Origin of the sequence: Ferdinandcohnia sp. FSL W7-1320 (assembly GCF_038050315.1) — a bacterium.
GTDB classification, from domain to species: Bacteria; Bacillota; Bacilli; order Bacillales; family Bacillaceae_L; genus Ferdinandcohnia; species Ferdinandcohnia aciditolerans.
In genome coordinates, this window is the sequence record NZ_JBBPAM010000001.1 from 877,002 (window position 1) to 894,870 (window position 17,869).

A 17,869-nucleotide genomic window follows, 5' to 3' on the forward strand; every position below is an offset into this window, starting at 1 on the left:
AATTTGAATTGTTGACTAATCTAATCAAGATTCTAACCTAAGATATGTCATATTCTTTGGGTGGGTTCTTTGTCTAAAAAAAATAGGCTTCATCTAGATTTTTGGCGGAAGGGGAGATCATCTTTTGAAGGTTTCAAGTAGGGGAGAATATGCACTGCGGGCATTAATCTGTCTTGGTGGAGAAACGAATAATCTAATAAATATAGAGGAAATATCGGAGAAAACACTTGTGCCTGTTAATTACTTAGAACAGATCCTGTTGCAACTAAAAAGAAATGGATATGTCCAAAGTAAAAGAGGGGTAAACGGAGGTTACAAATTAAGTAGAAATCCAAATGAGATTATTATTGGAGAAGTCATTCGAAACTTAGAAGGGCCATTAGCACCTATGGGGTGTGTTAGTATTACATCCTATGAAAGTTGTCCATTAGAAGGTAATTGTTTATTAAAACCTTTATGGGCACTTGTTAGAGATAAAGTGGCAGAGTTATTAGATCATACGACACTTTCCGACTTATTAAAGGGTAGTATCTAGACAAAAGAGATGACTGCTTTAATCCCATCTTTCCTATGCAATCGACTACTATCTATCCTATTAATGTAAAATAATTGTAAATTTATTAAGGTAAAGAACGAAAAACCTCGAATTTTAGTGTAAAATGGTTGGAAAAGGAAAAGAACTTAGAGTGGAGAGGGATTCGTCTAATGTTTCGCAAAATTCAATTAACAAACACAACAAGTTTAAAACATATTTTGCTCATAACGGGTATTCTCTGGTTAAAGACGGTGATTGTTTGTTTTGTCGGATTTAACCTTAGCATCCAATCCTATTTTGATATTTTATTAGTACTTACAAGTTCCATCGGGTCTTTATTATTAATGATGGGTTTCAGTTTTTATTTTCGTGAAAAGGTAAATAGATTCGTATTGTTTGCATTATTCGTTTTGGGGACTGCCATCCTTTATGCTGATCTACTTTATTACCGTTTTTATAATGATTTTGTAACGGTGCCAATCCTTTTTCAGTTCAATAATGTTGGCGGTTTAAGTGCAAGTACGGTTGAATTAATGAGTCCATGGGATCTCTTTTTGTTTGTTGATTTATTTATTGTAGGATGGCGGCTTTTAAAAATAAAGTCCGTCATTACCGTTCAAAAACATGTTAAAAAGAAATATATAGCAGCTGCTTCAGGGCTCATTGCGTTGACGATTTGTTTAGGCTTGGTTAAATCAGTTCATCTTTTCTCAGAAGCTTATGACAGGGAACAAATGGTGAAATCATTAGGGCCACTAAATTATCATTTGTATGATATTGCTTTAGGTCTCAAAGCTCCTCTAGAACGATTACTTGTAACAGAGGCAGATGCCGTTGCCTTAGAGGAGCACTTGCAGCGTAAAGATTCTGAGCGAACTGACTTATTCGGAATGGCAAAAGGTAAAAATGTGGTCCTAATCACGTTGGAATCGACTCAAGACTTTGTCATTAATCAAAAAGTAAATGGTGAAGAAGTGACACCATTCTTAAATGACTTGATTAAGAAAAGTTTTTATTTTAATCAAATCTATGATCAAACAGCACAGGGAAAAACATCGGATGCGGAATTTATGATCGATACAAGTCTATATCCATTATCAAGCGGATCTGTTTTTGTAAGAAGACCTGAGAATACGTACTATAGTCTTCCTCATATTCTAAAAGAGAACAATGATTATTATATTGCAGCACTTCATGGTAATGTAAATACGTTTTGGAATCGGGATGTCATGTACAAAGCATTAGGCTATGATCGATTTTTCTCAATGGATGATTACCAGGTAACAGAAGAAAACTCTGTTAACTATGGATTAAAAGATATTCCATTTTTTACTCAATCAGTGGAACATATGAAGGATTTACGTGAACCGTATTATGCCAAATTCCTTACCTTGACGAATCATTTTCCATATTTATTAGACGAGGAAGATCTGTTTATTGAACCAGCAAATACAGGGGAAGAAGTAGTGAATCGCTATGTGACAACAGTTCGTTACTTGGATAAATCAATTGAACTTTTTTTCGAAAAGTTAAAAGCAGAGGGATTGTACGAAGATACCGTGTTTGTACTTGTAGGTGACCACTATGGTATTTCTGAAAAATATGAAGATGGCCTTAATGAGTTACTAGGCGAAGAGGATTCGATTGTTAATCAAATAAAGCATAAACAAATACCACTGATTATTCATGTGCCTGGCCAAGAAGGGGAAACGATATCTACTCAAGGCGGTGAAATAGACATACGCCCTACTTTACTCCACCTCCTTGGTATCAAAATCGATAATCGTTATTCATTTGGACATAATCTGTTCACAAGAAATAGCGACCATCCGGTTATTTTTCGAGATGGTGGTTTTATAAGCGAACATTACTTATATAAGGATAACGTTTGTTATAGGAAGCAAGATGGAGAACCTGTAGACCTTCATAAATGTGATCCTTATTTGGACGTGGTAAGAGAAGAACTAACACTATCGGACAGTATCATCTTCGGTGATGTATTACGATTCATGGTTGAAGAATAAGTTTTTTTTATGAAGAAGGAGAAGTATGTTAGGACTAGTAAGTATCATAATCGGATATATATTTGGTTGCATCCATGGTTCAAACATCGTTGGTAAACTTAAAAAGATTAATATTAAAGAAAGTGGCGTTAAAAATGCAGGTGCTTCCAACACCACTATTGTTTTAGGTTGGAAGTACGGCATTATAGTAGCTTTAATTGACATTGGAAAAGGCATCGTGCCTGTTTTAATAATGAGATATTGGTTAAGTGGCTATTCTCTTGATGAGAGAACCTTTTACATTCTACTTTTTTTAAATGGAGCTTTCGTTATTATTGGTCATAATTTTCCTGTAACCATGAAATTTAGTGGTGGAAAAGGGACAGCTTCAATGATAGGAGTGGCTTTCGCGATTGATTGGAAGGTGGGGTTAATTGGTTTTGTCCTGCTCATTCTAATTACTCTTATTAGCGATTACCTTCCAATTGGTGTACTCGTTATGTATCTTTCATGGGTAGTACTGACTTATTTATTTGGTTATCCTTTGTCTGCAATATTGATTACATTCGCCTTAACATTACTATGTATCTATAAACATATGGAAAACTGGAAACGAATCCAAAACCAAACAGAAACAAGGGTTTCGAGCATGTTTAAAAAGAAGTGATGGATATGGAATGTTACTAAATAGGTAAATAGGGTGTCAAATATGTTTGACACCTTGTTTGCTTTTTTTTATAATGAAGGTGTAAAAAAGTCTTTACAGCTTACAAAAGCAAGGGTGGCATCGCGAATGGAAAATAAAATTAAAGAATACAGAGAAAGCAGTGGGTTCTCACAAGGGAAATTAGCAGAAATGTGTAATGTCAGTAGGCAAACGATTAATGCAATCGAGAACAATAAATATGATCCCAGCTTGCAGCTAGCATTTGATATTGCACGGACATTAGGAGTCACCATGGAAGAAATCTTTATGCCAGAGAATGGGGGGAAAAGGAATGGATAAAACAAAAAAAGTAATTGGGGTTATAGCCTTTCTTGTATTTTTAACAATTGCAGGATTCTCCTTATACAAGTGGATAAGATATGGAACGATTGATGCTGGTTCAATATTCTTTAGTTTTCTTGCTTTAACTTATTTTTTCAACTGGCTCAATTGGGGGAATCATGAAGGTGGTGGCGAGAAAGACGAATTAGACAAACATATTCAAACCCAAAGTGCCAAAATCGGTTATTATGTGCTAATGGTACTATCCGGTTTAATACTCTTTATATCTGAAGGGACCGGAAACTTTAATCATATTGATAATTATCCTTTGCTGCTAGTGGTTTGCCTTACATTTGTTACCGTTCCGATTACAGAATTTATTTACTCTAGAAAGTACAAGTAATTCGAGCAATTTCTATCTAAATAACATCAAGAGGTTTACGTAAATCAAGGGGAGACGCTTCTTGTTTCATATTGTTATGTAGGGAAGGGGAGATAAAACGTGAAGAAGAAAGATATCATTTGGTTAATTGTTTTAACGGGAATCACGGTATATATTGGATTCACATTAGTCAGCTACTTTTATATTGGGGATACATTTGGGATTCCTGAATATTTGGTTGTTATCGGACTCGTTATTGCCTGGTCGGAGTTCATAACTTGGGGGTCACGCAGAGAGGTTCAAAAAGATGAAATGGGTAAAGAGATAATTAAAAAAAGCAATAACATAAGTTATAACATTCTTTTTATAGCATTATTAATTATTTGGATCATAGACTATTTATTTATTGGGAATGAACATAACTATCCACTTTTTATTGCTTTGTGCTTAGCGTATACCATTAATCCAGTCGTTCAATATATTCTAGTGAAAAGACAGATAGGTTAACTTTTTAAGTGAGGATGTCGCCTTTTTCTGGGGGAGAAAATAATGAAAATTAAATATTCCATTGTTGATGTGTTTTCACAAGGAAAATATACAGGAAATCCACTTGCGGTATTTAAAAACACTGGAAATCTTCCTGATAAAGAAATGCAACAAATAGCTAAAGAAATTAATTACTCCGAAACTACTTTTATCTTGTCTGATGTAAAAAATACCGGTGGGTATGATGTTCGAATCTTTACACCGAATGAAGAGATTCCTTTTGCTGGTCACCCTACTTTAGGAACTGCTTTTATTATTCAAAACGAATTAGTAGAGGAACCCGTAGAACAACTGATTCTAAATTATAAGGCTGGTAAAATCCCAGTATCATTTAATTGATCAAGATGAAGTTATTTGGATGAAACAAAATGAACCAACTTTTGGTCCACTTTTAGATAAAAAAATAGTTTCTGATGTTTTAAACATTGGTCATGAATACATAGAAGATGATTTTCCAATTCAAGAGGTTTCAACAGGACTTCCGTCCATAATTGTCCCTTTAAAGTCTTTAGAGGCTGTAAAGAAAGTCAATATAAATAAAGAAAAGTATTATACATTAATTGAACACTTGGAAGCGAAAGGAATTCTAGTTTTTTCACCAGAAACCTATCACTCTGAAAATAATATTAATGTTCGAGACTTTGCAGATTACTATGGTATTCCAGAAGATGCGGCTACGGGAAGTTCGAATGGATGCTTAGCTGCATACCTTGTGAAATATAAGTACTTCAATAAGAGTGAAATTAACATTCGTGTAGAACAAGGATATGAAATAGGTCGGAAGTCGTTATTATTTCTAAAAGCGAATGAGCGCAACGAGAAAATGAATGTTTATGTAGGTGGGAGAGTCATAAAAATAGCTCAAGGTGAGTGGTTTCTATAACCATGATGTGCTCCTTTGTAAAATCAGACAAAAGAGCAACAAAGTTTATGAAAACAGCCATTATTTATGACCCTGTTATGGGAATGGCATCAATAGGGCAGTTACAGAGGTGGACTCTATGAAACAAATGAATATTGATTCTTGGTTGATTGAGATTGATATTGCAAAAACAAAGGAATTCTATGAAACGTATCATTTTATCACCGAAGATTGCGGTTGTGATTATTGTACGAATTTTGTTTTAGCTTGTGACACGTTCTCTCCAGAGGTAACAGACCTTTTTCATACACTAGGTATTGATCCTCGAAAAGAGGGAGAGGTTTCTGAGTTTATGAAGAACGAGGATGGAACACATATATATATTGCCTTTTATCATCTTGTTGGCAAAATCATTGAGCGCCCCGAGCATTCACAGCCTACTAAGAAGAATGGCGAAGATTCGCCACTTTTATTTGTTAACGTTCATGGTTTTGAAATAAGTTTTACTGAAGATTTATCGTTAGTTCCAGATGGATTTCCAATGCCAACAATTCAAATGGAGATGCAACTAAATATCCCGTGGTTATTAACTTAATATGTGTTGGAATACTTAAAAATGAAGGCTTAAGGGGTAGCTACTACTCCTTTTTGTTTTAATTTTCACCTTGTTTTTTCATGATTTTGGTTTATAAGCCATCATATGATAGATTCAACTTTTCATAATATTGTCTTCATACTATATTAATTTAATGAAAGGCTATTTTCGTAAACTTTGTTGCTTTTTGATCCGAGTATGATAGGGATAGATTATTGTCCATTCAGTGATTTCAGTGGATGGTACGAGATCCTCGAAAATGCTTGCATTTTCTTCGTGCGGTGTAGTTTCAAGGAAGCAATCCAACGTCCTGCGGGAATAGCGAGCCAAGCGAGACCCCGCAGTGACATAACGACTTGTCCAGTTGCAGCGGCTAGAAACTCGAGAAATTTCAACTCCTCCTTCAGAGGCAAAATACGCCTCTTTGTCGGAGTCTCCGAGGCACACGACGTGGCGCTTTAGTCGGCCAATTTTCTCGTTTCTGTGCAAGCCGCCTTCACATTTCGTTGAGGAGGCTTGCGGATTGCCCGCGGAAAGCGAGTACCAGGAGCGGAAATCACCCTACATATAAAAGCAACAATCTTTTAGAAAAGAGACTAAAGAAAAAATCTCAATATTAGTATAAAGTTAACTCATGAAGTCATTTTTAATGGGGTGGGAAACTATGAAAATAGTCCAGGCAACAATGGAAGACCTTGATGGAGTATCAAAATTATTTAATTCATATCGAATGTTTTATCAACAAGAATCTGATATAGAAGGGGCTAAGGCTTACATAGAAGAACGTATGGAGTGCAAGGAGTCCGTCATATTTGTCGTGAAAGACCACGAAAACTATGTCGGCTTTACACAACTTTATCCTACTTTTTCATCTATATCTATGAAAAGAGCTTGGATCTTAAATGACTTATATGTTGATTCAAATGCAAGAAAACAAGGCATAGGAGAGATGCTTTTACAGAAAGCAAAAGAATATGCCATTGAAACAGGTGCTAAAAGCATCAGTCTCAGCACGGCACCAGACAATGATTCGGCTCAAAGATTATATGAAAAGAATGGCTACCAAAAGGATACACAATTTTATCATTATGAATTAGAACTAGCGGAGGCTTTATGATTAATTACAATGGGAAAAGATTTGTTTCGATTGCAAACACTGAGAATGGAGAAGTTTCTTCAAAGACTTTTTTTGATTATGAACAAGATGGAAATATCCTTTCAGCCTCTTATAGTGGTGGCGAAATCGTTAAAGGTACACTTATCGGTATAGTTGAAGAGAATGGTAGTTTATATTTTAGATATAACCATGTAAATATAAGGAATGAAATACGGGGAGGGCAATGTTATTCAACTCCTGAATTACTTCCAGACGGTAGAATTAGACTACACGAGAGTTGGAAATGGCATGATAATGAACAAACCGAAGGGAAATCTACCATTGAAGAGGTAATCTAGAACACTAGTCGGTTACTTTGTTTGAACCCAACTTTTTTTCCAACTATAATAAAGAAAACATAGAAGGAAGGAAGTATTATGACTAAACATCGGATTTATACAATGAGTTTTGCAGGTGTCTATCCTCACTATATTACGAAGGCCGAGAAAAAAGGGCGTACGAAACAAGAAGTCGATGAAATCATTTGTTGGTTAACAGGGTATAGTCAGGAAGAGTTAGAAGCGCATTTAGAAAATAAGACAAACTTTGAAGATCTTTTTGCGGAAGCACCAAAATTAAACCCTTCACGCGCTTTGATCAAAGGTGTGATCTGCGGAGTCCGCATAGAAGAAATTGAAGACCCGTTGATGAAGGAAGTTCGCTATATGGATAAGCTTATCGATGAGTTAGCAAAAGGAAAAGCAATGGAGAAAATTTTGCGGAAATAATAATTATACACGAAGAAACACTGATTCCATGTAAATGTAAAAGGAACAGTGTTTCTTTTTTGATGTTCACCCACGCTTTTACATCGGACGGGGAAACATATGCCACGTTAATGAAAAATGCAGTAGTTTAAAAGGTGCTTCTTTCCTTTGTATGGTAGGTAGCCTCGTAGTTATTAAAAAAATGTCTGGTCCGATAGGGTAATTTATATTTCATGAAGAAGGAATAAAAGCTGGATGAGCCGAATAAATCATAGTGTTTAAGGTTTTGTTGTATTTTCAAAGTCAGGAGTCGCCACCTTACGCTCCACTCAACTTGGTTTAACAAAAAGCAGCAATCTTTTTGAAAAGAGCCTTTAACATTGAAAGATATTCTAAACAGTAAGGAGATTGGTGGAATGAAAGTTGTAACTAACATGTTTTTAGAACAACTTGAGATGAATTATCATGAGAATGATTGGTTTGCATCCATGGATCAGGCGCTTCATGGAGTCACCGCGGCTGAGGCAGCATGGACAAGTTCGGGAAACAGCAATTCAATTTGGCAGATTGTTAACCATTTGATCTTTTGGAATGAAGATGTAATCCATCGAATTAAGGGGACAGAAAATCCGCATAAGGCAGAAGACAATGAAGAGACCTTTGGAAACCCAGGGGATCCAGAAGACGTAAATGGGTGGGCTCAGACAATGCAGCGCCTTAATGAAGTCATGAATCATTTAAAAACGGTTATTGCTGACCTTGACGATGAAAAGTTAAAAGCTCCTTATGCAGCTGACAGATACTCTATTGAGCGTTTACTAAGCCATATCATGATGCACGATACGTATCACCTTGGCCAAATTGTTCTGTTACGGAAGTTGCAATCCACTTGGGATGGCGTTGATTGGTCCTAAATCAACTTGGTTTTACAAATGGTGTTAGAGTTAAGAATTAAAATAGGTGATTAGGATTGAACTTCAAACAATGATAGAGGGCAAGATTAAAAGGTGATTATTTATTGATCACCTATTTTTTTATTTGTAAATACAACTCATCATATTTTTCTGCTAATCTAAAATCCAAAGCTGTTAGTCCCCTTGCTCTCCACGATGTAATCTTAATCGAAATCAGTTTATAGTCAATGGAGATAAAGGGATGGTGATTCATTTTTTCTGACAGCTGGGCGACATTCTGAACAAATTCTATCCCGTTTAGATAGTCCTTAAATCGATATTTCCGTTGAATCCATTTTCCATCGACTAGCTTCCAGTCTGGATGTTCTGCTAGTTTTTCTTGGATGACTGCCTCGCTAAGTTTATCCATGTTCATTTCCCCTTCGTGTCCCACTTATTGAACAATTTCAAAGACTGTTCCTTGGTTATAGTCAGTCACTTTCGTAGAGCCATAAGCTCCTAGGTATAATCTGGTTTGATTTAGATTTGTTCCTAGGCTAACGTAATATGCTGATTGAGTGCCAGAGTTATAATTGGTTTCAATAATGCTATAATCATTTGGTTTACCATCTATTCGTGCCCTCGTATAAGCTAAGGCCCCTCTAACTGGAGTTTGTGATTCGTCCTTTCGGGCGAAATCAATAAAAACGACACTTCCTGTTAAGTCAGGAATGCCATTCCCCATATAGGCTTGAACTCCTGTGAGCTCCGTCCCACTAAACTTATCAGGTCGGTGATCTTGATGATAATAACTAGTTAAAGGATGAATCTGACTCACTGATGTTTCAATTACCTCATTGTAATAGGCAAAAATTTTCTCATTTACATCTTGGTTAGATGTACAGTTTCTTATAATCGAAGTAGGCAAATCACCTTCCCACCCACGCCAACCAAAATTAATAAAACCTTCTTGTTCGAGAGGACGAGGATTTCCTGCCTCCAATTGGAAAGAGGAACTCTGCCCCGTAAGCTGCGTAACAGGAATTGGTTTAATTTGAACGAATGAAAAAATGGACTCAACTAAATCCTGACCGACATTTCCCACGTATTTGATAAACTGATTATTATACCGTTGATAGGAAATGCCTGGTATATTACGAACGCCTTTGGCTATAACCGTGAGCGTTTCCTGAATAGGTACAGATAGTTCACTAAAACGAGTGACGACGGACGGATTATGGATTGACGTATTTCTACCAACATCGATTTCAATGATTTTCCCCGCGATTTCCATATCATTTTGGCTTAAATTAAACGGGTCATACCCTGATCCACCATCCCCGGTTGTTAAAACAAGTTTTCCTGTTTCGGGTGAAAAGTTTAAGCTGTTAACACCATTATGATTTGAAAATGGCCTTCTTAGATTAAGTAAAGTTCGCCTCTTTTGGGGCTGGCCATTCGGTTGAAATATCCATTCTTCTACAGTATCAATATGGTCAAAGAGAGTATCTCGATTTGTCCATTTAAGGTTTAATGTGTTGGTATCACACGGGTTCGGAGCATAAGGTTCTGGAAGAGCACCTGGACCTTGTGTTCCAGCTACTGAATAATGAAGATAAAATAAGCCGTTATAATTAAATCTGGGATGAAACGCTAGTCCTAGCAAACCTCTCTCATCATATCCACCGTTAGTACCTAGTTTAAGGATTCGAGATCGAATATCTAAAAAAGTGCGAACCTCACCGTTTCCTATGTAAAAGATTTCTCCAACTTGGGTTGCAATAAATAATCGTTCAATTGAGTCACCTGGTAAAAAAGCAGTCTTCAAAACAGTGGGTAAATTAATCCGTTGTACAATGGGACGTAAACGAACCTTCACTTTTCCCAACAAACTTTACACCCCTTTTCATTGCTTTCTTTTAGCCCCGCATTATCGGGCTTAAAGCCCCTCTTTCAGAGGTGGCAATTCCCCATAAAAACCCGATTTGTTCAACTAACAATCTGTGAGGTAAGATGGCCCCCTTATTGAAGTATCACTTTAGAATATGAGTCGAAGATTTCTAATAGTACCAAATAAAAATGACTGCTGGTCTTGAACAACAATTTCTAGCATAAACTTCTTTCTTACTGCATCTACCTATTATGGGGGTGTCACATGCGGTCATTTATTAAGAAAGTAACTTCTAGTTTTTGGGTAGATAAGACAAACCTATCAAATGACGGTTATCCAAAGACAATGAGGCTAGTAGTTGGTGGATTATTAGGTTCGGCGGCCGTCATTTTTCAGTCTGCAGGGGTTTTTACGGGGATCGGTTTCATCCTAAGTATGATGAGTACGGGCCCTCTTGTACTTGCAAGCCTAGTGTCACTTAAAATTGGTGTGATGACATATTTCGTATCCGCATTTCTATTGGTTATGCTCCAGCCAAGTGAACTATTGGTATTTCTCTTTACCACAGGATTATTAGGGCTCAGTTTAGGCATTGGGCTTAAGTATTTAAAGAAGAGCGTATTAACAGTTGCGTTTGCAGCATTAAATTTGACGTTAGGTATAAGTCTTTTATTATATGTAATTAAGTTTCCTATACTAGGGCCATCCGTATCACTACGTTTTGATAGTGTGGTTCTATTAGGGATATTTGCTTTTTGCTTATTGTATAGCTGGATTTGGATGAAAGTAAGTATTTCTGCTTTTAAAGTTCTCCAAAAAATTGTTTTACGATGAGAGTGGGACATGGGACCTGTCCCTGTGTCCCATGTTTGTGAAGATTGGTTATAGCTTGTTGGTCCAAGAAGGAATTTGAGCTGTTTTTGTGGAATATATTTATTAAAATAGATTTCCAAAGTATTCTTAATTCCAGAGAATAAAGGCGATATACGATGGAGAGTATGTAGGAAGGTGAAAATGTGGTTGATACTAGAAGTGAGTTTTGGGAATGGATTAAAGCCCTTTTTATTGCACTCTTAATAGCTTTTATTATTCGTGTATTTTTCTTTACACCTGCTATTGTTGAAGGTGCCTCGATGCAGCCTACTTTGCAAGACCAAAATCGAATGATTGTTACAAAAGTTGGTGAACCGAAAAGATTTGATGTTGTCGTTTTTCACGCAACTAAGGAAAAAGACTATATTAAAAGAGTGATTGGTTTGCCGGGAGATCGCATCGAGTATAAAGATGATACATTGTACATTAATGGAAAACCATACGATGAGCCTTATTTAGACAAAAGTAAACAAGAGCTAATCAATGGCCCATTAACAAATTCATTCACATTACGGGAAACTCCTGTGGGTAGTGATGTAGTTCCAGAAGGACATTTGTTTGTAATGGGAGATAACCGTCGAAATAGTATGGACAGTCGTCACATTGGGGCGATTCCAATAGATAGTGTGGTTGGAACGACAAATCTTGTAGTCTGGCCAATCAAAGAGATCAAAATACTTGATTAAGTATATAAAAGGTGCTCTCCAATAGCACCTTTTTTTAATGTATTAGAAACTTTCTCTTTTTAATTTCGTATACACATGTAAGACGAACTAAAGGGATGGTCTTGATGGAAGCGATTTATACAATTCTTGAGAATATATTTGGTGCCATTGCTCATGTTTTGGACAATAGGAAAAAAGGTAAAAAAGGAACGGGGTGAAATAATGTTAGCTAAGATTAAAGCACTACCCGAGAAAAAAGCATTCATGATCGGCATGTCAATTATTATAATCAGTCCATTATTATTATTTCTATTTTCGCTATTATTCCCTATAGATAATTGGATGACAATGATTATCCAAGGTATTGTCTGGGGTATTGCCACCTTATTTGTTTTAAGTGCTGCTGATAAAAGGCATTCACGCGTGAAGTAAGTAGAAAAGGATTTAGATTTGCCTTAAGTTTCCCGATAAACTTTATATTATCTGTACACAACATTTACTTGGCTTTAATATTCAGATGATATGATTGATTTATCAACGAATGAGGAGGCATTATAAATGAATGTACGTGCACTATTTATTGATATGGATGGTACATTACTAACAGCTTCAAACAATATTTCCCAACGGAATTTAGAAGCCATTTATAGACTGATTAATCAGGGAGTAAAGGTTTTTCTAGCAACTGGCCGACACTACGAAGTAACGGCTCCCTACCATAAAGAAATCGGATTACGAACACCCATGATTTGTTTGAATGGCGCCTCTATTCATGATGCATGGACGGGAAAAGCGTTACAAAAGAGAACCGTCAACATAAATGAGGAGCGATTTCACCTTATGACTGCTGATAGACCTTGTAATGTTATCGTTCACACAGCAGATGGGCTCTATTGTAAGGAAACAGATGAAGAAATCGATTATTGGACAAAAGTTGGGCAATCTCCACCAACATATATTGGAGATTTAAGACAGGCTCAATACCAAGATGTACTTAAGTATAGTGTTCGAACAGGAACAGCAAGTCCAGAGTTGTCTTCTATATTTAAAACGGAAGCAGAAGTCATTGACTGGAATGATGGGGTTGAATTAGTTGCACCAAAAATTTCGAAATGGTCTGCTATCAAAAGCTTAATTCATGCCTATCGCATTAACCCAAAAGAAGTTGTCGCCATTGGTGACGGACCAAATGATATCGAAATGCTTCGTCATGTAGGTACTGGTGTGGCTATGGGGAATGCAGATAATGATGTAAAAGCAGTAGCTGATTTTGTTACAGGGCACCACCAAAATGATGGATTAGCTGAGTTCATTGAACGCTATCTATGTAAACCATATGAGACGTATGCCCTGTAAAGTAAGCTGAATGGTTAGTGATTAAAATGTTTTGCTTTTTTTCGTAGATTTAAAGAAAAACTAAATACACAATACATTCGGCCATATAAGTGAAATTATTATATGGCTTTTTCATCTCTATTAAACTCAAATTAACCCAACCAAAAGATAAATAGCTGTTCCCCATATAAAGATCGCAGAGCATTTATTGAATACCTTCATTAAAACTCCAGTACCATCTAATCTTTTCATAACCGCACCAGCCAGCATTAATCCAAAGAACCATATCCAAGATACGAAAATACAAGAAACGGTAAATAGTATTTGTTCTGTTCCGACATATTTTAATGCACTTGTTCCAATCACCCCGACGATATCTAGGATGGCATGCGGATTTAGCAAGGAAACGGATAAAGCAAAGATGATTTGTTGCCGGATGGGCAAAGCTTTGTTCGTTTCACTTGTTGTCGGTGAAGACCGCCAAATTGCGTATCCCATATATAGTAAAAACAAAATCCCCGCACTCAACAGACTAATCCGCAACCATTCAAATTGTAGAACGATTGCTGACAAACCAAACACAGCTAAAAGGATTAACAGTGTATCGCACAAACCAGCTGTAATGGTTGCAGGAAACGCCCGCAGTAGTTTTGGCTGTGTTGCCCCTTGCGAAAAAACAAATACATTTTGTACACCTAAAGGTAAAATTAGACCAAATGCTAAGATAATCCCATGCAAAATGGCTTCCATATACTCAACTCCATTGTTTAAACAAATAGTTTAGTTCGAACTTATTTATCAGGTTTAAATACTTCTACCATAATCTTTGTTATATAATCTTCTTTTTGATTTGTTACAACCGTATCGTAAACATACTCTTCAAACACATAATTTCCTAACGTTAGATTTAATCGTTCCATTTCCGAAAGAAGTCGCTTATATGTTTTATGTATTGTTTTATCATCACCGACATGGTATCCGATAAGGAAATCACCTTTTACAGCTTGGAAATAAGGATAACCTTCTTTGGGATTAGGTTGTTCCATATATAAGTAGCTATATTTAGCGAATTCTCCCTTTAATACTTGCTCCCGTTTGGTTATACCACCTATAGGGTGGCCTGTATCAAGTTGTGATTCATTTAATTCGTCAATAAATTCAGAAATGACTTCTACAAATTCTTCATCCGATATATTTTCGATATTTCTACTTAAATAAAGTGTGGCTTCAGGTAAGTGCTCAAGCGTAATTTGGTCAAAGTTAATTTGTGCTGCCTCTTCCATTAATCCTATTTTAGCCTCAATCAGTTTTTCCTTCATTTCAATTTCTTGGCGCTTTTTCACGATTTCTTCTCGTTTTTGATACATTAAACGTAAAAAGCTTTCAGGGGATTTATTTTGTGTATATTGTTGAATGTCGTGTAGTGACATATCGAGATCTTTTAATAAATCAATGACATAAAATAACTCCATTTGATTAATGGAATAATATCGGTATCCTTTTTCATTTTTATATACTGGAGACAAAAGTCCGATTTGATCATAGTAAAAGAGAGTTTGTTTGTTAACCTTGCAAAGCTTTGCGAATTCACCAGTCGTTAAATACTTTACATTTTTTTCATTCATTTTTTACAACTCCATTCTTGACTATATAGTAACTATATACACTACGATAAAATCTGTAAACAAATGAAAAGTCTAATGGTATTTGTTTTGTTTAAGGAGTGTGAAAATAATGAAGACATATAAAGTCACTTTATGGTTATTATTAATGAATTTATTCATTGCCTTTTTGGGAATTGGCCTTGTCATTCCTGTATTACCAACGTTAATGAATGAATTAGGTTTAACCGGTACTACAGTTGGCTATTTAACTGCTGTGTTCGCGATTGCTCAATTGATTGCCTCACCATTTGCAGGTAAGGCTGTAGATAAGTATGGAAGAAAAATTATGATCGTCATAGGCTTATTTATATTCGGCTTCTCAGAATTCTTATTTGGGATAGGGAAAGGAATTGAGATATTATTTATTTCGCGTATTTTTGGCGGAATTAGTGCTGCTTTCATCATGCCAGCAGTTACAGCCTTTATTGCGGATATTACGACTTTGGAGACTCGTCCGAAAGCACTCGGTTATATGTCTGCGGCTATAAGTACAGGATTTATTATCGGTCCAGGTATAGGTGGATTTCTTGCTGAATTGGGGACGCGAATTCCCTTCTTTTTTGCAGCGGGACTTGGTACGATTGCAGCGATTCTTTCAATCATTTTATTATCTGAACCCGAACGTCTAACAGAAAATCACGAACAACCATCGGAAGAGCAAGTTGGGTTTAAACGGATGTTTGCTCCAAAATATTTCATTGCGTTTATCTTAATTTTTATTGCTTCGTTTGGTTTAGCAGCTTTTGAATCATTTTTTAGTTTATTTGTGGACCACAAATTTCAATTTACACCAGCTGATATAGCCATTGTGATTACCGGTGGTGCCGTTTTTGGCGCAGTGTCTCAAGTTCTATTATTTGATCGGTTAACACGGATTTGGGGTGAAATTAAACTCATTCGTTATAGTTTAATCTTGTCAGCCTTACTTGTCTTCCTGATGACCGCCGTTCATTCCTATTTCGCAATATTGCTCGTTACATTTATTCTGTTTGTTGGGTTTGATTTATTCCGACCTGCTGTTACTTCCTATCTTTCGAATAACGCGGGGAATGAACAGGGATGGGCTGGTGGAATGAACTCGATGTTTACAAGTTTAGCAAACGTAAGTGGCCCAATTTTAGGCGGTATGCTATTCGATATCGACATCAATTATCCTTACTACTTTTCAACAGTGATACTTGCTTTGGGGATTATTTTAACCTTATTCTGGCGTAAACAAGAAAAAACGGTAAAACAAGTGAAGCCGAGTGTAGCTAATTAAGGTAGATAAAAATAATGTAGGTAAGCAAGCACAAAGGGGGGAACCTCTTTGTGCTTTTTTTTAGGAATAAAGTAACATCTTACATTTATCTCTAAACATCGTTTGACAGTGAGAATCATTTTCATTTATAGTATTAATTGAGAGGTATTCTCATTTGAAATCGGAGGAACATAAGTGATATCCCCTTTTAATTATAGTCCCCATAATTAAACCATAAATAAGCGCTAGTTCCTCCACCCTGCTGATGAAGGGATAAAGATTGGCTTAGGGAAGGTGAATGTCATGAAGCATCGCTTTGTTTTATTAAGAACCAGTGTAATAGAAGTAGAATGTCCTTGCACCAAATGCGAGGGTTTGAAAAAAATAGAAGTAAAAAAAGGGACTGTATTAACCATAACTCCAGATAGGAAATATGTTGATAACCTTGGCTGGTATGTGTTAATTGATTTTGATGATAAATTCCAAGTATACATAAACATCCATGACTTTGAAAAATATTATTTTGAAAATATGTTCTGTTCGTTTATAGATTTAGATCTAAAATTAAACTATCTAGAATACAAGCTAAATGAATCTCTAGATGAAAGAAATGAAGAGGCTTTTCACATATTGTCAAGTGAACTCATGGATATGAACGAACTTAGGGAGAAGATTATTCGAAGCATGAGCATACATTATGAAGTATAAGTGTATATGATCACACAAGGAGGTAATGACTTGAGTATAATAGAGGTAATTAAGGCACGTCGTAATATAAAGAGTTTTAAACAGGATCAAATTGAAATGGAGCAGATATATAAATGGTTACAAGCAGGTTCGATGGCCCCGAACCATCGAATGACGGAACCTTGGGAAGTGTATGTTGTCGGTCCAGAGACAAGGAAAAAAGTAAATCATAAAACGAACTTCGGTAATGCACCTTTAGTTCTTGCTGTATTATCTAAACATGGTGCATCAGAAGCAGAGACGTACGAAAATGCAATTGCAACCTCTTGTTTTGTACAAAATTTCCTACTAGCTGCTTGGGCAGAAGGTGTAGGTGCTTTCTGGTCATCAATCGCTAATGCCCAAAAAATTCGTGATATCTTAGGTGTTCCCGGGGGCTATGATGTTATTGGAGTATTTGGTGTCGGATATCCTGCTGAAATTAAAGATGCAAAAAAAAGAACATCTATTCGAGAAAAAATAAGGTACCTTTCTTAAAAAAACTCATATTGTTACAGCTATCATGGTGCGTTGATCCTTAGCGGGATTAACACACTTTTTTTGTTTTATTTAGTAAGCTTTGTATATAATTTGTACTAAACTGATGGCCAGGGGTGATATGAACTTGGTTGTCGTTCATAACACTTTGAGCTATCATTCAAATACCACGTTCATTTCGGACACGGAAGCTCCTGTGATCATGAAAGCAGTCCGAATCCAGTATGCATTCGGACACAGCTGCTCCTGTGATCATGAAAGTTGTCTGTATCCAGCATGATTTTGGACATAACTGCTACTATGATGATGA

22 protein-coding genes and 1 pseudogene are annotated in these 17,869 nt (G+C 36.2%); 19 read left to right on the forward strand and 4 right to left on the reverse strand.

What is annotated here, in order from left to right; genetic code table 11:
- The first annotated feature begins 124 nt into the window (after positions 1–124).
- From NST91_RS04260 to NST91_RS04315, 12 genes and pseudogenes are all read left to right on the forward strand, one after another.
- A complete protein-coding gene (locus NST91_RS04260; protein ID WP_121449027.1) occupies positions 125–535 on the forward strand; it encodes an Rrf2 family transcriptional regulator in 411 nt (136 codons plus the stop codon).
- Between the two features lie 170 nt (positions 536–705).
- Positions 706–2,559 (forward strand): LTA synthase family protein, encoded by a 1,854-nt coding sequence (locus tag NST91_RS04265; protein ID WP_341330151.1) that lies wholly within the window; start codon positions 706–708, stop codon positions 2,557–2,559.
- A gap of 25 nt (positions 2,560–2,584) precedes the next feature.
- Complete coding sequence (locus tag NST91_RS04270; RefSeq protein ID WP_341330152.1) at positions 2,585–3,205, forward strand: glycerol-3-phosphate acyltransferase; 621 nt, start codon at positions 2,585–2,587, stop codon at positions 3,203–3,205.
- Between the two features lie 126 nt (positions 3,206–3,331).
- The gene (locus NST91_RS04275) at positions 3,332–3,544 is read left to right on the forward strand and encodes a helix-turn-helix domain-containing protein (RefSeq protein WP_121449024.1); all 213 of its coding nucleotides are present in this window, start codon (positions 3,332–3,334) and stop codon (positions 3,542–3,544) included.
- Complete coding sequence (locus NST91_RS04280) at positions 3,537–3,929, forward strand: DUF2178 domain-containing protein (RefSeq protein ID WP_341330153.1); 393 nt, start codon at positions 3,537–3,539, stop codon at positions 3,927–3,929. Before NST91_RS04275 ends, NST91_RS04280 begins: the two co-directional genes overlap by 8 nt.
- A 99-nt stretch (positions 3,930–4,028) precedes the next feature.
- Positions 4,029–4,415, forward strand: coding sequence for a hypothetical protein (locus tag NST91_RS04285; RefSeq protein ID WP_121449022.1), 387 nt, complete (start codon positions 4,029–4,031; stop codon positions 4,413–4,415).
- A 39-nt stretch (positions 4,416–4,454) separates the two neighbouring features.
- Positions 4,455–5,337: pseudogene (locus NST91_RS04290) on the forward strand (PhzF family phenazine biosynthesis protein).
- A 118-nt stretch (positions 5,338–5,455) separates the two neighbouring features.
- Positions 5,456–5,911 carry a hypothetical protein gene (locus tag NST91_RS04295; RefSeq protein WP_121449020.1) on the forward strand — a complete coding sequence of 152 codons (456 nt, stop codon included), beginning with the start codon at positions 5,456–5,458 and terminating at the stop codon, positions 5,909–5,911.
- 664 nt (positions 5,912–6,575) lie between these two features.
- Positions 6,576–7,028, forward strand: a complete 453-nt coding sequence (locus NST91_RS04300) for a GNAT family N-acetyltransferase (RefSeq protein ID WP_341330154.1) — start codon at positions 6,576–6,578, stop codon at positions 7,026–7,028.
- Positions 7,025–7,366: an avidin-fold protein gene (locus NST91_RS04305; protein ID WP_341330155.1), complete on the forward strand. Its 342-nt coding sequence runs from the start codon at positions 7,025–7,027 to the stop codon at positions 7,364–7,366. The genes NST91_RS04300 and NST91_RS04305 overlap by 4 nt, the downstream gene beginning before the upstream one ends.
- Before the next feature lie 78 nt (positions 7,367–7,444).
- Positions 7,445–7,795: a DUF2200 domain-containing protein gene (locus tag NST91_RS04310; protein ID WP_341330156.1), complete on the forward strand. Its 351-nt coding sequence runs from the start codon at positions 7,445–7,447 to the stop codon at positions 7,793–7,795.
- Positions 7,796–8,190: 395 nt separating this feature from the next.
- A complete protein-coding gene (locus NST91_RS04315) occupies positions 8,191–8,688 on the forward strand; it encodes a DinB family protein (protein ID WP_341330157.1) in 498 nt (165 codons plus the stop codon).
- Positions 8,689–8,800: 112 nt separating this feature from the next.
- Here NST91_RS04315 and NST91_RS04320 read toward each other — a convergent pair whose 3' ends face one another.
- The gene (locus NST91_RS04320; protein WP_341330158.1) at positions 8,801–9,097 is read right to left on the reverse strand and encodes a 4a-hydroxytetrahydrobiopterin dehydratase; all 297 of its coding nucleotides are present in this window, start codon (positions 9,095–9,097) and stop codon (positions 8,801–8,803) included.
- Between the two features lie 24 nt (positions 9,098–9,121).
- Complete coding sequence (locus NST91_RS04325; RefSeq protein WP_341330159.1) at positions 9,122–10,555, reverse strand: PQQ-dependent sugar dehydrogenase; 1,434 nt, start codon at positions 10,553–10,555, stop codon at positions 9,122–9,124.
- Between the two features lie 267 nt (positions 10,556–10,822).
- Here NST91_RS04325 and NST91_RS04330 point away from each other — a divergent pair, with 267 nt between their 5' ends.
- The 4 genes from NST91_RS04330 (at position 10,823) to NST91_RS04345 (ending at position 13,452) form a co-directional block, all read left to right on the forward strand.
- Positions 10,823–11,392 carry a hypothetical protein gene (locus NST91_RS04330; protein ID WP_341330160.1) on the forward strand — a complete coding sequence of 190 codons (570 nt, stop codon included), beginning with the start codon at positions 10,823–10,825 and terminating at the stop codon, positions 11,390–11,392.
- A gap of 182 nt (positions 11,393–11,574) precedes the next feature.
- Positions 11,575–12,117, forward strand: a complete 543-nt coding sequence (gene lepB, locus NST91_RS04335) for a signal peptidase I (RefSeq protein WP_121449013.1) — start codon at positions 11,575–11,577, stop codon at positions 12,115–12,117.
- 201 nt (positions 12,118–12,318) lie between these two features.
- On the forward strand, positions 12,319–12,528 hold the full coding sequence (locus NST91_RS04340) for a hypothetical protein (protein ID WP_133372307.1): 210 nt from the start codon (positions 12,319–12,321) through the stop codon (positions 12,526–12,528).
- A gap of 126 nt (positions 12,529–12,654) precedes the next feature.
- The gene (locus NST91_RS04345; RefSeq protein ID WP_341330161.1) at positions 12,655–13,452 is read left to right on the forward strand and encodes an HAD family hydrolase; all 798 of its coding nucleotides are present in this window, start codon (positions 12,655–12,657) and stop codon (positions 13,450–13,452) included.
- A gap of 126 nt (positions 13,453–13,578) precedes the next feature.
- Here NST91_RS04345 and NST91_RS04350 read toward each other — a convergent pair whose 3' ends face one another.
- Both NST91_RS04350 and NST91_RS04355 read right to left on the reverse strand, forming a co-directional pair.
- Positions 13,579–14,181, reverse strand: a complete 603-nt coding sequence (locus tag NST91_RS04350; RefSeq protein ID WP_341330162.1) for a LysE/ArgO family amino acid transporter — start codon at positions 14,179–14,181, stop codon at positions 13,579–13,581.
- Positions 14,182–14,222: 41 nt separating this feature from the next.
- Positions 14,223–15,056, reverse strand: coding sequence for a MerR family transcriptional regulator (locus tag NST91_RS04355; RefSeq protein ID WP_341330163.1), 834 nt, complete (start codon positions 15,054–15,056; stop codon positions 14,223–14,225).
- A 109-nt stretch (positions 15,057–15,165) separates the two neighbouring features.
- On the opposite strand from NST91_RS04355, the gene norA reads away from it, so the two are divergent.
- The 3 genes from norA to NST91_RS04370 all read left to right on the forward strand — a co-directional run bounded on the left by norA (position 15,166) and on the right by NST91_RS04370 (position 17,559).
- Complete coding sequence (norA, locus tag NST91_RS04360) at positions 15,166–16,356, forward strand: multidrug efflux MFS transporter NorA (RefSeq protein WP_341330164.1); 1,191 nt, start codon at positions 15,166–15,168, stop codon at positions 16,354–16,356.
- Between the two features lie 282 nt (positions 16,357–16,638).
- Entirely contained in the window at positions 16,639–17,043 is a 405-nt protein-coding gene (locus NST91_RS04365) for a hypothetical protein (RefSeq protein WP_341330165.1), read from the forward strand.
- A gap of 30 nt (positions 17,044–17,073) precedes the next feature.
- The gene (locus tag NST91_RS04370) at positions 17,074–17,559 is read left to right on the forward strand and encodes a nitroreductase family protein (RefSeq protein WP_341330166.1); all 486 of its coding nucleotides are present in this window, start codon (positions 17,074–17,076) and stop codon (positions 17,557–17,559) included.
- The last annotated feature ends 310 nt before the right edge of the window (positions 17,560–17,869 follow it).

Bases quoted from the DNA above. Each gene is read 5' to 3' on its own strand.
- NST91_RS04350 (WP_341330162.1), bottom strand. From the start codon at position 14,181: ATGGAAGCCATTTTGCATGGGATTATCTTAGCATTTGGTCTAATTTTA.
- NST91_RS04305 (WP_341330155.1), top strand. From the start codon at position 7,025: ATGATTAATTACAATGGGAAAAGATTTGTTTCGATTGCAAACACTGAG.
- NST91_RS04355 (WP_341330163.1), bottom strand. From the start codon at position 15,056: ATGAATGAAAAAAATGTAAAGTATTTAACGACTGGTGAATTCGCAAAG.
- NST91_RS04340 (WP_133372307.1), top strand. From the start codon at position 12,319: ATGTTAGCTAAGATTAAAGCACTACCCGAGAAAAAAGCATTCATGATC.
- NST91_RS04310 (WP_341330156.1), top strand. From the start codon at position 7,445: ATGACTAAACATCGGATTTATACAATGAGTTTTGCAGGTGTCTATCCT.
- NST91_RS04320 (WP_341330158.1), bottom strand. From the start codon at position 9,097: ATGGATAAACTTAGCGAGGCAGTCATCCAAGAAAAACTAGCAGAACAT.
- NST91_RS04315 (WP_341330157.1), top strand. From the start codon at position 8,191: ATGAAAGTTGTAACTAACATGTTTTTAGAACAACTTGAGATGAATTAT.
- NST91_RS04270 (WP_341330152.1), top strand. From the start codon at position 2,585: ATGTTAGGACTAGTAAGTATCATAATCGGATATATATTTGGTTGCATC.
- norA (WP_341330164.1), top strand. From the start codon at position 15,166: ATGAAGACATATAAAGTCACTTTATGGTTATTATTAATGAATTTATTC.
- NST91_RS04345 (WP_341330161.1), top strand. From the start codon at position 12,655: ATGAATGTACGTGCACTATTTATTGATATGGATGGTACATTACTAACA.
- NST91_RS04330 (WP_341330160.1), top strand. From the start codon at position 10,823: ATGCGGTCATTTATTAAGAAAGTAACTTCTAGTTTTTGGGTAGATAAG.
- NST91_RS04295 (WP_121449020.1), top strand. From the start codon at position 5,456: ATGAAACAAATGAATATTGATTCTTGGTTGATTGAGATTGATATTGCA.
- NST91_RS04280 (WP_341330153.1), top strand. From the start codon at position 3,537: ATGGATAAAACAAAAAAAGTAATTGGGGTTATAGCCTTTCTTGTATTT.
- NST91_RS04265 (WP_341330151.1), top strand. From the start codon at position 706: ATGTTTCGCAAAATTCAATTAACAAACACAACAAGTTTAAAACATATT.
- NST91_RS04300 (WP_341330154.1), top strand. From the start codon at position 6,576: ATGAAAATAGTCCAGGCAACAATGGAAGACCTTGATGGAGTATCAAAA.
- NST91_RS04365 (WP_341330165.1), top strand. From the start codon at position 16,639: ATGAAGCATCGCTTTGTTTTATTAAGAACCAGTGTAATAGAAGTAGAA.
- NST91_RS04275 (WP_121449024.1), top strand. From the start codon at position 3,332: ATGGAAAATAAAATTAAAGAATACAGAGAAAGCAGTGGGTTCTCACAA.